The organism is Bacillus sp. XT-2 (genome assembly GCF_025696525.1).
Lineage (GTDB): Bacteria > Bacillota > Bacilli > Bacillales > Bacillaceae > Bacillus > Bacillus halotolerans.
The window spans coordinates 175,393-189,238 of record NZ_JAHVOC010000010.1; the positions used below are offsets into that span (position 1 = coordinate 175,393).

The window sequence follows — 13,846 nt, forward strand, 5'->3', positions numbered from 1 at the left end:
ATGATGCTTCCCTTTGACTCTATATTAAAACGCTTACAGTGTGTGCACAATTGAAAGTAAAGAGGACTTTGGCACATGGGTGTGACAATTTTTTAAAAATAAAAAGGCTCCTGTTTTAGGAGCCTTTTCTCTTTCCTCTATAAATAATCTTGCCGTTTTGAATCACATGCTTCGCGATCATCCGTTCACTCACAATAAATACAGGATAGGCGCACACAAGCGCAAAAACTGCCATCGGCACATGCTGAACGGCCGGAATCATTGAGCCTGCCGCATTGCGAAGGAGCATCAAAAGATAAATAAGCAGCACGATGAGTGCCAAAGACACAATCATAATCGGGGCTGATACTTTATATTCGTAAAGCCGTTCCCGGCAGTGTCCGCAGCGAAATTGGCACGGGACATTTGACGATCTGACCATGTCGCCTGTCAAAGGTTTGCCGCAGTTCGGGCATACTGTTTCTTTCATATGGTATTTTCACTCTCCATTCATATGTCCATTATACCAGAGACCCTTCTGTTTCGTTTTGTTACTGTTCAACACATTTTCACATTTTTTATCATCAGCATACTTGTCTCGGTCTTTGAAATCCTCTACGCTTAAGAAGATCTTATTGAAGGGGATGTATGAATGCTTCCGATTAATAGACAGCAGCACATACTTGAGTGGCTGAAAAAAGAAGGCGCGCTCAGAATTTCTGATATCAGTCAGCGGTTCGGTGTGTCAGAAATGACAGTATACAGAGATGTGAATCAGCTTGTCCAATCAAACCAGGTGATAAAAACGGCCGGCGGCATCACGCTCCCAGTCCGTGCGCCTCAGGCTGATCACATGTGCAGCTATTGCCTAAAGCCGGCCAATCAGGCTTATTCGGTCCAGCTGATCACGATGACACAAGACATTGAACAGCTGTGCTGCGCACATTGCGCGTTTTTGCGGTATGCAGATAAAACGGAAGAGGTTTCTCATTTGATTTGCAAAGACTTTCTGTTACAAACTACGGTCAGTGCCTCTTCGGCTTATTTTGTTGTAAACGCTGAATTAAATCTGCACTGCTGCCAGCCGCAGGCCATACCGTTTGCGACTCTTGACCATGCTGAACGTTTTCAAAAAGGCTTTGGCGGAGCCGTCCGCACCTTCGATCAAGCGCTGGAAGACATGCTGAGAGACAGAAAAAAGCGCTGCACCTGCACCAAGAAATAACACAATATAATTAGCGGAAGGTGGTGTCTGAGTAATGCAACGAAACAGATGGTGGATCATACTTCTGCTTTTTCTTGTTTTCCTGCCGAAAACAAGCTTTGCTCACGCCTATATTGTCAAATCTTCGCCCGGAGAAAACAGTGAATTAAAAAGCGCTCCCGCACAGGTGGAAATTGAATTTAATGAACCGGTTGAAGAGGGCTTTCACTACATTAAAGTCTATAATTCAGACGGCGACCGGGTGGATACGGACAAAACAGAAATCAAAAAAGACAACAATCACATCATGACCGTGAAGCTGAAAATGAATCTGCCTCATGACGTATACAGAGCGGAATGGAATGCCGTTTCGGCAGACGGGCACCCTGTTTCCGGCGTCATCCCGTTCAGCATCGGAAAAGCGGATGGAGGGTTCAGCAGCCAGAAAACATCAGGCTCAGCCCTGAATCCGGGAACAGCAGCAGACCGCGCCATTCTGTATACAGCCTTTTCTCTGTTTATCGGGACCGTTTTCTTCCATCTCTTCTGGTATAAAGGGGACGGAAAAAAACTCGCCAAACGGACGAAGCGTTTGCTTGTCATCTCAGTCACTGTGCTGGGGCTGGCGCTCCTGCTTCAGCTTCCGATACAGACAAAAGCGAATGCAGGCGGCGGCTGGGGCAATGCCTTTCAGCCGGGGTACATGAAGGAGACGCTGTTTGAAACTGCGGGAGGCACAATTTGGATGATTCAGGCCGTGCTGTATGTACTGCTTGTCCTGTCTGCCATCCCAGTGTTACGCAAAAAGCGTTTTGCGTCCTTCGCATATTGGACGGCGCCGCTCATTTTCTTTTTCGGTCTCCTGCTTGCCAAAGCGTTTACCGGACATGCCGCTGTTGTTGAAGAAAAGACAGTCGGTATCCTGATGGATTTCCTTCATTTATCGGCCGCCTCCATCTGGATCGGCGGAATAGCGGCCATCGTTTTACTGCTGTCACAGGAGTGGAGACAGCCGGACAAAACGCTTGCTTGGGAGACGGTGAAACGGTTCTCTCCATGGGCGCTCACAGCAGTCGGTGTCATTTTGTTCTCGGGCTTGCTCAATGGATTTTTCATCATTCGGTCAATGGATTCACTGTTCCATACGGCGTATGGCCAAGCCTTGTTAGTCAAAAGCGGACTGTTTGTTTTGATGCTGATTCTGGGCAGTATTCATTTTCTGCTCACCAGAAAACGGCAGGGGTCCAAAATCACCCGCACGCTAAAAGCGGAATGGGCAATCGGCATCGCTGTCCTGATCACAGCTGCCGTATTTACAAGTCTGCCAAGTCCGCCTGAGCCTGCACCCGAACCGTTTTATCAAACGAAAGCGATTGAAAACGGGCAAAATGTTTCTCTCAGCATCAGCCCGAACCAGCCCGGCAAAAACGAGTTTGAACTCAGGGTTACCGATCATAACAGAGACCCAGTAAAAAACATTCAGCAAATCACCTTGACCGTTTATAAAACGGGACTGTCAGGCAGCAAAAACAAAAGCACGTTTCAATTGAAGGAAAAAACAGATGGCATCTTCCAGACTGAAAACCTGTCCATTAATGAAAAGGGAAACTGGAAGATCAAAGTCCACGGACTGACCGGCGACTTTAACGAAATCAATATCATGTTTACAAAGACAAATTAAAGGAGTGTTTGAGTTGTTGAAAAAAATCGCATTCACACTATGTCCAGCTGTTATCGGCTCTCTTTTATTCTTTACGGCGCCTGCCAGCGCGCACGTGTCAGTAAAACCGGCTGAATCCGCCGCAGGCTCATGGGAGACCTACACAATGAAGGTTCCTTCCGAAAAAAATCAGCCGACAACAAAGGTTGTTTTAAAAATGCCAAAGAATGTTGAGTTCCAGCAATACGAACCGGTTCCGGGCTGGAAGGTGTCTACTGCCAAACACGACGACAAATCAGTGTCCGTGACGTGGGAAGCCACTGACGGAGGCATTCAGGAAGGCCAGTTCCAGCGATTTACCTTTGTTGCCAAAAACCCTGATAAAGCGGAGGAAGCCGCTTGGGATGCCTATCAATATTACAAAGATGGCAGCATAGTTGAATGGACAGGCGATGAAGATGCGGATACGCCTCATGCCATTACAAAAATCACCGCAGCCAAAGAAGTAACAGATGAGCATGGCGCCACTCAAACGAAAGATGATTCTGCTTCTGCAGACTCAGGTTCATCGGCTCTTGATATCACAGCGATTGTGCTGTCTGCGGCAGCCATTATTTTATCTGTTGCAGTTCTAGTAAAGAAAAAGCGCGACTAAACAAAAAGCGATCCAGATGAGTTCTGGGTCGCTTTTTTTTGATTTATCCGCGTCCTGCCTGGAAGGAAGGGTATTGTGTCATACCGCCGTCCGCGAATAACGTAATGCCTGTGACGTAGCTGGCTTCCTTCGAAGCAAGCCATGCTGCCACTGCCGCAATTTCCTCCGGTTCACCGATATATCCCATCGGAATCATGCTTTCTACATCTGCTCTCTGCTTAGGATCAGCAAATTTTTCAGCATTGATTGGCGTGTTGATCGCGCCTGGCCCGATATTGTTGACACGAATGCCTTTCGGCGCATATTCCAGCGCCAATGTTTCCGTCATCAGCTTGATTCCGCCTTTACTTGCCGCATAGTGAACAAATAATGGCCACGGAATCACTTCATGTACGCTCGACATATTAATGACATTTCCTTTTATATCGTTTTCAACAAAATATTTAATCGCTTCACGGCATCCTAAAAAGGCGCCCGTTAAGTTCGTGCTGATGACTTTTTCCCAATCCTTGAGCGGCATTTCATGAGACGGCACGGGATTTTCAAGACCGGCATTATTAATCATAATATCGAGTGTGCCGAACTCTTTAATCGCTGTTTGAACGATGTTTTTTACATCTTCCTCTTTCGTTACGTCTCCTTGGACGACAATGGCTTCACCGCCCGCCTTGATGACCTCTTCTTTTACCTCGTTTGGATCCTGTTTATTACTGTAATAGTTGATGACCACTTTCGCCTGCTCCTTGCCGAAGCGAATGGCCATTGCCTTTCCTAATCCTGAAGCAGCTCCTGTGATAGCGACGACTTTTCCTTTTAAATCCGGATACATATTCATCCTCCTTAACTGTTATGAATTCGTTTTGGCGATTCCTAAAAATACGGCAGCCGCAATAATCAGTGCAATCCCGATCGCAATCGCAATCAGCTGGCGTTTTGATTTCTTTTCACGCAGGATGAAAATACCGCCAAGCGTCGAGATGACAATTCCCATTTGAGAGAGAGAAAAGCTTGTGGCAACGCCGACTTTCGGCTGAGAAATAAACAAAAACATATTTCCCCCTGCCCAGATTAAGCCCGGGAGAATATTTCGGATGGCATACTTGTTGAAGGGCTTGTGCTTATAGGTTAAAATGACCCCTCCAATGACCATCCCGATCGCCTGCGGCAACAGGGCGGACCATCCAGATACATTAAATAATCTTGCGACAACGACATAAATCAAATAACCCAATGTCGAGACCAGAAGGATTAAAATGCCCTTTTTTAAGTTGCTCGGCTCTCCATCTTTTTTGTCTTTCTTATCTTCTAATGACGTAAGAACGATACCGACAATAATAAAGATAAGAGCGAGGATTCCAAGTGTAATCGAAATCGGTGTAGACCACTCTCGGAAAACGATGACGCCGAACAATGAGGTAGAAACAAGCTGCATCCCTGTGGAAATAGGCATCGTTTTGGACACACCCATTAACTGAATGCTTTTGAGCTGGTTGCTCTGCCCAAGTGACCAAAATAAGCCGGATATAATTCCAACGATAAAAATGCGCATGGACAAGACGGGTTGGACAAACAAATAAATAACGATAGAAACAATTAACGCCCCGATCGTCGTTCCCAGTGTTTGGCTGTACGGCCCGCCGCCTAATTTAACATTGAAGAGAACAATGCTCCCCCAAAACAAAGCCGGGAGAAGAGCCAAAAATAAATCCATTGTTGGGGAACCTTCTTTCAAAATGTATTTGCTGTTATTTTGGCTGGAATTGATGTGTTTATTCGCTGAAACAAAAAAAGAGCTGCCGGATCTTCCGGCAGCTCTTCAGGAGCATATCGTTTCGTTTATAAACCGATGGACATATATTTTGTTTCAAGGTATGGTTCGATACCTTCTGAACCGCCTTCACGGCCGATTCCGCTTTCTTTCATTCCGCCGAAAGGAGCTTGAACTGCGGACGGTCCTCCGTCATTCCAGCCGATAATTCCGTACTCAAGGTTCTCGGAAATATAAATGCCGCGGCGGTAATTTTCTGTGAAGAAGTAAGCAGCCAAGCCGTACGGTGTATCGTTGGCAAGCTCAATTGCTTCATCAATATCTGTAAAAGTGACGATTGGCGCAACAGGGCCGAATGTTTCCTCGTGCATGATATTCATGGACGTATCGACGTCAGCGAGCACTGTCGGATTGACAAAGTAGCAGCCTTTATCATCGTTTCGTTCATAAGTGCCCCCAGCGACAACCTTCGCTCCTTTTTCAACCGCATCATCAATTTGGCTGACGATTTTTTCAAAGCCCCTTTTGTTGATAATCGGACCGACGTTTACGCCTTCCTCAAGTCCGTTTCCTACCTTCAGCTTCGATACTTGCTCGCTCAGTTTCGCAGCAAATTCATCTTTGATGGATTCATGGACGATGAGCCGGTTGGCGCATACGCAAGTCTGACCCGCGTTTCGGTATTTAGACACCATTGCCTGTTCAACAGCAAGATCAATGTTTGCATCTTCATCCACAATCAGCGGGGCATGTCCGCCGAGCTCCATGGATACGTGTTTCACAGTATCGGCGCTGTTTTTCATCAGGATTTTCCCTACAGGTGTTGATCCTGTAAAGGTGATTTTGCGGATTTTCGAACTGCTTGTAAAAACATTTCCGATCTCCTCGCCATCACCGATGACAACCTGAAGCACGTCTTTTGGAATACCTGCTTCGTATGCGAGGCGTGCAAGTTCATAGGCTGACAGCGGTGTATCAGGCGCCGGCTTGATAATAAACGTACAGCCGGCAGCAAGAGCAGGCGCCGCTTTACGTGTAATCATCGCATTTGGGAAATTCCAAGGCGTAATCGCGGCAACTGGGCCGACTGCCTGGCGCGTCACGACAATTCGTTTTCCGGTTGTCGGAGCCGGAACGGTTCTTCCGTATACACGCTTCGCTTCCTCTGCGAACCATTCGATATAACCGGCGCCGTACAGCACCTCTCCGACAGCTTCCTGGTACGGTTTTCCGTTTTCCTTCGTAATTAAATCTGCAAGTTCTTCTTTATGTTCAACGATTAGCTCATACCACTTTTTCAAAAGAGACGCTCTTTCGTTCGCTGATGTTTTAGACCATGATTTAAACGCTTGATGTGAACGTTCAATGGCTTCTTCTACTTCCTTGGCTGATTGCTGAGGAATCGTTTTGATCGCCTCGCCTGTAGCCGGGTTGTAGACCGTTAATTGATCTGGCATATTGAACATTCCTTTCTATTCTTGGATTTACTTAAAATGATAGCAGACCCGTGTGCGGTCTTTCCAATGATTAAGCTCGCAGACCTGCTTCCACAATGTGGAGCCCTTCATTCAGAAGGTCATCTGAAATAACCAGCGGCGTCAGGAAGCGGATGATATTGCCGTTGATTCCGGCTGTCAGCAGCAGCAATCCGTTTTGATTCGCGTACGCTGCGATGGCTGCCGCTTTCGCTTTATCAGGTTCACGTGTTTCAGGGTCTTTCACGATCTCGATTGCTGCCATCGCCCCAAGTCTGCGGATGTCACCGATAAACGGGTATTCTGTTTTCCATTCAAGCGCTTTTTCTTCAATGATCCTGCCGATTTCCTCAGAACGTTCATTCAGGCCTTCTTCTTCAATAATGTCCAAAACAGCCAATGCCGCCGCGCACCCAAGCGGACTTCCCGCATACGTGCCGCCGAGCTCTCCGGGCGCCGCCGCATCAAGCATTTCCGCGCGTCCGATCACACCGCTTAACGGCAGCCCAGCCGCAAGAGATTTCGAAACCGTGATCAGGTCTGGCACGACATCAAAGTGCTCGATCGCGAAATAAGTGCCCGTTCTGGCAAATCCGGTTTGAATTTCATCGGCTACAAAGACGATGCCGTGTTCTTTACAGAAGGAAGCGACGTGCTGCACAAACCGTTTAGAAGGAATAATGAATCCGCCTTCTCCCTGCACCGGCTCCATCACAACACACGCTACCGTTTCAGGAGCAACTGCTGCGATAAAGAAGTCATTGAACGCTTGAATGACCATATCGTCATATGCATCATCACTCAGTCCGGCAGGCTTCTGATAATAATACGGAAACGGCGCCTGGTATACCTCTGATGCAAATGGGCCGAAACCGAATTTGTACGGCTTTACCTTGCTTGTCATGCTCATTGTCATATTCGTGCGTCCGTGGAACCCGCGTGTAAACGAGACAACGCCTTGGCGCTTGGTATACTTTCTGGCGATTTTCACAGCGTTTTCCACCGCTTCCGCTCCGGAATTGAGGAAAATCGCTTTTTTCTCATGAGTGCCAGGCGCAATGCCGCAAAGCTTTTCAGCTAATTCAATATAAGACGGATACATCATGACGTTAAAGCCCGGATGGATCAGCTCCTCCGCCTGCCGCTTCACAGCTTCTACCACCTTCGGATGCGAGTGTCCGACGTTTAAAGTTCCAATAGCGCCCGCAAAATCAATAAATCTCCGGCCGTCCAAATCATACAGCTCTGCTCCCTCTCCTTTTACCGCCAGGCTGCGGTTTCCGTTGCTCACACCTTTTGAGACAAATTGGTCCCGTTTTTGCTGCCACTCTGCTGTAGTGAAAGTTGATGCCGTTGTTTGACTCATGTGAATTCCCCCACTGTCATTATTTTCTTACCATTCTGACTTCTTTTTGGTATGATGAAAAGTACCAATTATAACTTTTTGATGGTACCAGAAGGAGACACCGCAATGGACATCACAATCACTCTCGATCGCTCAGAAAAAGCAGATTATATCTATCAGCAGATTTATCAAAAGCTGAAAAACGAAATCCTCAGCCATAATCTGCTGCCCCACTCGAAGGTTCCCTCCAAACGAGAGCTGGCTGAAAAGCTGAAGGTCAGCGTAAACTCTGTGAATTCAGCCTATCAGCAGCTGCTCGCCGAAGGGTATTTGTACGCTGAAGAAAGAAAGGGTTTTTTCGTCGAACAGCTGGACACATTTCCCTCTGAGGAACAGCCCTCATCTTCACTGCCGGATGATCTGAAAGAGGTTCATATCGATCAAAGCGATTGGATATCTTTTTCACATATGAGTGCCGATACAGATCATTTTCCAATGAAAAGCTGGTTTCGCTGTGAGCAAAAAGCGGCTGCCCGCTCACACCGCACGCTCGGCGACATGTCTCATCCGCAAGGCATATATGAGGTAAGAGCCGCCATTACAAGGCTCATCTCTCTGACGCGGGGTGTGAAATGCCGGCCGGAACAAATCGTCATCGGGGCGGGCACCCAGGTGCTGATGCAGCTGCTGACTGAGCTTTTGCCTCAGGACGCGGTGTATGCGATGGAGGAGCCTGGCTACAGGCGAATGTACCAGCTTTTGCAACATGCCGGAAAACAGGTGAAGACGATTATGCTTGATGAAAAAGGGATATCCATTTCTGAAATCATCAGACAGAAGCCTGATGTATTAATCACTACCCCTTCGCATCAATTCCCGGCCGGGACAATTATGCCTGTGTCCCGGAGAATTCAGCTGCTGAACTGGGCAGCGGAGCAGCCGAGCCGCTATATTATTGAGGATGATTATGACAGCGAATTTAAATATGATGTAGACAGTATCCCGGCGCTCCAAAGCCTTGACCGCTTTCAAAACATCATCTATATGGGCACATTTTCAAAATCACTTCTCCCCGGATTGCGGGTCAGCTACATGGTGCTGCCGCCGAAGCTGTTACGGGTATACAAAAAGCGGGGCTATGACCTGCAGACATGCTCGTCGCTCACCCAGCTCGCCCTGCAGGAATTTATCGAGTCCGGAGAATATCAGAAGCATATAAAAAAAATGAAGCAGCATTATAAAGAAAAGAGAGAACGCCTCATCCGCGCATTAGAATCAGAGTTTGGAGGGGAGATTACAGTAAAAGGGGCAAATGCGGGACTGCATTTCGTCACTGAATTTTACACCTGCCGCACAGAACAAGAGATCCTCGCGCATGCCGCCGCCCAACAGCTTGAAATCTTCGGGATGAGCCGGTTTCGCTTAAAAGAAAGCCGTCCGCAGCCGGACAAACCCGCGCTTATTATCGGCTTTGCACGGCTGAGGGAAGAGGACATTCAGGAAGGTGTGCAAAGACTTCGCCGCGCTGTTTATGGAACATAAAAAAATCCCCTGTTCAGGGGATTGATTTACCAGCGCTCCTGGTCCACGTTCAGCACTGCTTCAAGCAGGCCCGGAAATGCCCTTTCAAGATCTTCTGTGCGAAGCGAATAATAACGGCGCTTTCCTTCTATGCGTACTTGAGCGATGCCCGATTCTCTTAATACTTTAAAATGGTGGGACAAGGTCGACTTTGCAACCTGTACATCAGCACAGGTGCTGCACGTTTTCTCTTTTGCTTCGGCCAATTGCTTCACCAGCTCTAAACGTAGCGGATCACTCAGTGCGTGAAGAACCTTTGTCAGCTGCAATGTTTCTGTTTCTGGATGGTTTGGAATGTTCATGACACAAATGTATCACACAACAATTAGAATGACAATTTTACTATTTGAGGGTTTTTCCTTTACCTGATTTTGATTACATGGTACATTTAGTTCGATCAAATTCGAACAATAAATTTTAAAGACAAATGGAGGAGATTTACATGATCGTATTACAAGCTTATATGAAAGTAAAACCCGAAAAACGCGAAGAATTCTTGAGCGAGGCACAATCGCTCGTTCAACATTCAAGAGCCGAGGAAGGCAACGCCCAATACGACCTTTTTGAAAAAGTAGGCGAAGAAAATACATTCGTGATGCTTGAACAATGGAAAGATGAAGCGGCGATGAAATCACACAATGACACTGCGCATTTCCAAGCATTTGTAGCAAATGCCAAAGAACTGCTGAGCGCTCCTCTTGATGTTGTACGCACAGAGCTCAGCGAGTAAGGAAAGGATGTCTCACATGAACGAAGTAATCAAATCATTAACAGATCACCGCTCCATCCGCAGCTATACGGACGAGCCGGTGTCAGAAGAGCAGCTAGACCACATTATACAAGCGGTGCAATCAGCCCCTACTTCTATCAACGGGCAGCAAGTGACTGTCATCGCGATTCAGGATAAAGAGCGGAAAAAGAAAATCTCCGAACTGGCGGGCGGACAGCCTTGGATTGACCAAGCTCCAGTTTTCTTGCTTTTCTGCGCAGACTTCAACCGGGCAAAAATTGCGCTTGAAGATCTGCATGACTTCAACATGGAAATCACAAACGGGCTAGAATCCGTTCTTGTCGGCGCTGTAGATGCCGGCATCGCACTTGGCACGGCGACAGCGGCAGCTGAATCACTCGGTCTTGGCACTGTTCCGATCGGCGCGGTTCGGGGAAACCCAAATGAATTGATCGAGCTGCTTCAGCTTCCGAAATACGTGTTCCCTGTATCAGGTCTTGTCATCGGCCATCCTGCTGATCGTTCAGCGAAAAAACCTCGTCTTCCAAAGGCAGCGGTTTATCATAAAGAAACGTATTTGCAGCAGGACGAGCTGACATCACACATTCAGTCATATGATGAACAAATGGCCGAATACATGAAAAACCGGACCAACGGAAAAGAAACACGAAACTGGTCACAAGGCATCGCCTCATACTATGAGCGCCTGTACTATCCGCATATTCGTGAAATGCTCGAAAAACAAGGGTTTAAAGTTGAAAAATAAGCCTAACCCGGCCTGTCGGAATTCCGGCAGGCCTTTTTATTTGTCCGGATAAAATCCATTGACTTTCATTTTGTTTATTTGGTAAAATTTTATCAATGTTACTCATTGGTTTTCTGTGAACCAATGGGTTTTCTATTGTTCAAGAAAGAAGGAAGCCATGAGATGCTTGATAAAAAAACAGAAATCTTGTTAGCCGCGCGGAAGCTTTTTTCTGAAAAGGATTTTACGTCGGTTTCCATGCAGGCAATCGCAGAAGAATGTAAGATATCAAAAGCTTCGATATATAAGCTGTTTCAATCGAAGGAAGATTTGCTTTTGGAGCTGCTGACGTTTAACCAGAAGCAAATGGTGGCCGCGGCATCAAGACTGCAGGAAAATACCGCACTGACACCGGAGGAGCGTTTGATTCAAAAGGTCAAAATGGAGCTGGAAGGATTCAGGCGGAATCAGCAGTTTTTTAATATGCTGACCTACGGAAACCCCAAGCTGCACAATGACCGTGTAAAACAGCATATCCATCAGACCAGATCAACGATTATCTGCTGGCACCGCGATTCGCTGATCCAGGCGTATGGAGAAACCATTCTCCCGTTTGTATGGGATTTAGTGATCATTCTTCACGGCATGATGCGTGAGTTTTTAATGCTGATCAAAATAGAGGAAAAACCGCTTGAGCTTGACCCGATCGCAGCGTTTATCATCAGCACCCTCAATCAGATTGTCAAAAACAGAGAAACACGGCAGTCCCTGATTCCGCCTGAGACCATCGAGCTTTATATCCAATCGGCGTCCTCCTACCAGCCAAAGGATAAATCACTCCTGTTATCAGAAAGCCTGAAAGAATTACATAAAGGCATCTCTTCCCTGCCCGCCGCGGATTATGATATCGATGAGCTGACATCCGCTGCAGCCATGCTGGAAGAGGAAGCAAAAAAGGAAGAGCCCCGCGCCTTTTTACTGAAATCACTGATTGGCTATCTGGAACAAACCGGTGTTTTAACACAGCAAATTTCTATGTTAAAAACACTGCTAATTACTTAAAGAAAAGAAGGGATCTTATTGGACACAAGTATTGAAAAAAAACCGTTTAACCGTTCTGTCATTGTCGGCATTTTGTTAGCCGGGGCGTTTGTCGCCATTTTGAACCAGACACTGTTAATTACCGCTCTCCCCCATATCATGAGGGATTTTCATATAGATGCAAACCAAGCCCAATGGCTGACGACTTCATTTATGTTAACGAACGGTATTTTAATTCCGATTACTGCGTTTTTAATTGAAAAATTCACGAGCCGTACGCTTCTCATTACGGCGATGAGTATTTTCACTGCCGGAACAATCGTCGGCACGTTTGCCCCGAACTTTCCGGTTCTGCTGGCGGCCCGTATCATTCAGGCAGCCGGAGCCGGCATTATGATGCCGCTCATGCAGACAGTATTTTTAACGATCTTTCCGATTGAAAAGCGCGGCCAGGCTATGGGTATGGTCGGATTGGTCATCTCCTTCGCGCCTGCGATCGGACCGACTCTTTCAGGATGGGCAGTAGAAGCTTTCTCATGGAGATCATTGTTTTATATCATTCTTCCGTTTGCCGTGATCGATTTGCTTCTCGCTATCATTCTTATGAAAAACGTGACGACATTAAGAAAAACACAGATTGATATTTTATCAGTTATCCTGTCGACACTTGGATTTGGCGGGCTGCTCTATGGCTTCTCAAGCGTCGGCTCTTACGGATGGACCAGCTCAACGGTTCTGATTTCACTGCTAGTGGGCGTGATCGCGCTGCTCTTATTTATTACAAGACAGATGAAGCTTGAAAAACCGATGCTGGAATTCCGCGTATTTACGTTTGGTATCTTCAGCTTAACAACCCTGCTGGGAACCCTTGTCTTTGCATTATTAATTGGTACAGAAACAATTCTGCCGCTGTATACACAAAACGTCAGAGACGTCACAGCCTTTGATACAGGGCTTATGCTTCTTCCGGGAGCCATTGTAATGGGCTTCATGTCACCGATTATCGGAAGAATTTTTGACCGTGTCGGCGGAAGAGGCCTGGCGATTGCAGGTTTCTGTATCATCTTCCTGACATCACTTCCGTTTATGCAGCTGACTGACCATACGTCACTGGCTTGGATTGTCGTTTTATATACCGTTCGTCTCTTAGGGACAGCGATGATTATGATGCCTGTGACAACAGCCGGAATCAATGCGCTGCCGCGCCACCTGATTCCGCACGGAACAGCGATGAACAATACGGTTCGCCAAGTCGGCGGCTCCATCGGAACTGCTCTCCTGGTATCCGTGATGAGCAACCAGGCGGCACATGCAGGAACCACAAATGTAAAACACGCCGCTCTGCACGGCATGAACGCCGCTTTTATCGTGGCAGCCTGCATCGCGCTTGCCGGCTTACTTCTATCCTTTACATTAAAGAAACCTCAGCGCCCTGCCGAACAGCAGCCGGCACGCTGATCCTATAAAAAAAGAGCCCCGCTTTGGGGACTGACCCCCGTTTTTGAGACAGGGATCAAAACACCTTTTATACAGCCAATTGCCGATAGCTTATCGGTGATTGGCTGTTTAGTTTCGTTTGAATACGAATGTTGTTATAATAATAAATGTATTCTTTGACAGTGCGTTCTACGATGGCGGTCGTGGTTCGATTAATGCTGTTAAG

14 protein-coding genes and 1 pseudogene are annotated in these 13,846 nt (G+C 47.0%); 8 read left to right on the forward strand and 7 right to left on the reverse strand.

Translation table 11 applies throughout. The features are described 5' to 3' along the window. Window positions 1–115: 115 nt before the first annotated feature. The gene (locus tag KXD37_RS21790) at window positions 116–469 is read right to left on the reverse strand and encodes a hypothetical protein (protein WP_106022293.1); all 354 of its coding nucleotides are present in this window, start codon (window positions 467–469) and stop codon (window positions 116–118) included. Window positions 470–631: 162 nt separating this feature from the next. On the opposite strand from KXD37_RS21790, the gene KXD37_RS21795 reads away from it, so the two are divergent. From KXD37_RS21795 to KXD37_RS21805, 3 genes are read left to right on the forward strand one after another with little or no spacing between them, the layout of a single operon-like run. Next, complete coding sequence (locus tag KXD37_RS21795; protein ID WP_106022292.1) at window positions 632–1,204, forward strand: DeoR family transcriptional regulator; 573 nt, start codon at window positions 632–634, stop codon at window positions 1,202–1,204. 34 nt (window positions 1,205–1,238) lie between these two features. Then, a complete protein-coding gene (locus KXD37_RS21800; protein WP_106022291.1) occupies window positions 1,239–2,864 on the forward strand; it encodes a copper resistance CopC/CopD family protein in 1,626 nt (541 codons plus the stop codon). Window positions 2,865–2,877: 13 nt separating this feature from the next. Next, on the forward strand, window positions 2,878–3,498 hold the full coding sequence (locus KXD37_RS21805) for a YcnI family protein (RefSeq protein ID WP_106022290.1): 621 nt from the start codon (window positions 2,878–2,880) through the stop codon (window positions 3,496–3,498). Between the two features lie 43 nt (window positions 3,499–3,541). On the opposite strand, the gene gdh is transcribed toward KXD37_RS21805, so the two are convergent. The 4 genes from gdh to gabT form a co-directional block, all read right to left on the reverse strand. After that, entirely contained in the window at window positions 3,542–4,327 is a 786-nt protein-coding gene (gdh, locus tag KXD37_RS21810; RefSeq protein ID WP_024120229.1) for a glucose 1-dehydrogenase, read from the reverse strand. Between the two features lie 18 nt (window positions 4,328–4,345). After that, window positions 4,346–5,209 carry a RhaT/GlcU family sugar-proton symporter gene (locus KXD37_RS21815; RefSeq protein ID WP_106021010.1) on the reverse strand — a complete coding sequence of 288 codons (864 nt, stop codon included), beginning with the start codon at window positions 5,207–5,209 and terminating at the stop codon, window positions 4,346–4,348. 125 nt (window positions 5,210–5,334) lie between these two features. Beyond that, complete coding sequence (gene gabD, locus KXD37_RS21820; RefSeq protein ID WP_095714092.1) at window positions 5,335–6,723, reverse strand: succinate-semialdehyde dehydrogenase; 1,389 nt, start codon at window positions 6,721–6,723, stop codon at window positions 5,335–5,337. A gap of 70 nt (window positions 6,724–6,793) precedes the next feature. Beyond that, a complete protein-coding gene (gene gabT / locus KXD37_RS21825; protein WP_106021014.1) occupies window positions 6,794–8,107 on the reverse strand; it encodes a 4-aminobutyrate--2-oxoglutarate transaminase in 1,314 nt (437 codons plus the stop codon). A gap of 105 nt (window positions 8,108–8,212) precedes the next feature. On the opposite strand from gabT, the pseudogene KXD37_RS21830 reads away from it, so the two are divergent. Continuing rightward, window positions 8,213–9,653: pseudogene (locus KXD37_RS21830) on the forward strand (PLP-dependent aminotransferase family protein). Between the two features lies 1 nt (window position 9,654). On the opposite strand, the gene KXD37_RS21835 reads toward KXD37_RS21830, so the two are convergent. Then, on the reverse strand, window positions 9,655–9,969 hold the full coding sequence (locus KXD37_RS21835; protein WP_024120224.1) for an ArsR/SmtB family transcription factor: 315 nt from the start codon (window positions 9,967–9,969) through the stop codon (window positions 9,655–9,657). 140 nt (window positions 9,970–10,109) lie between these two features. Here KXD37_RS21835 and KXD37_RS21840 point away from each other — a divergent pair, with 140 nt between their 5' ends. The 4 genes from KXD37_RS21840 (at window position 10,110) to KXD37_RS21855 (ending at window position 13,641) form a co-directional block, all read left to right on the forward strand. Continuing rightward, window positions 10,110–10,397: a putative quinol monooxygenase gene (locus KXD37_RS21840; RefSeq protein ID WP_044161872.1), complete on the forward strand. Its 288-nt coding sequence runs from the start codon at window positions 10,110–10,112 to the stop codon at window positions 10,395–10,397. 16 nt (window positions 10,398–10,413) lie between these two features. Then, window positions 10,414–11,163 carry an NADPH-dependent oxidoreductase gene (locus KXD37_RS21845; protein WP_010333031.1) on the forward strand — a complete coding sequence of 250 codons (750 nt, stop codon included), beginning with the start codon at window positions 10,414–10,416 and terminating at the stop codon, window positions 11,161–11,163. Window positions 11,164–11,325: 162 nt separating this feature from the next. Beyond that, entirely contained in the window at window positions 11,326–12,204 is an 879-nt protein-coding gene (locus KXD37_RS21850; RefSeq protein WP_127695978.1) for a TetR/AcrR family transcriptional regulator, read from the forward strand. An 18-nt stretch (window positions 12,205–12,222) separates the two neighbouring features. After that, the gene (locus KXD37_RS21855; RefSeq protein WP_095714088.1) at window positions 12,223–13,641 is read left to right on the forward strand and encodes an MDR family MFS transporter; all 1,419 of its coding nucleotides are present in this window, start codon (window positions 12,223–12,225) and stop codon (window positions 13,639–13,641) included. Between the two features lie 67 nt (window positions 13,642–13,708). Here KXD37_RS21855 and KXD37_RS21860 read toward each other — a convergent pair. Beyond that, on the reverse strand, window positions 13,709–13,846 hold a 138-nt coding region (locus KXD37_RS21860), incomplete at its 5' end, for an IS3 family transposase (RefSeq protein ID WP_263463508.1).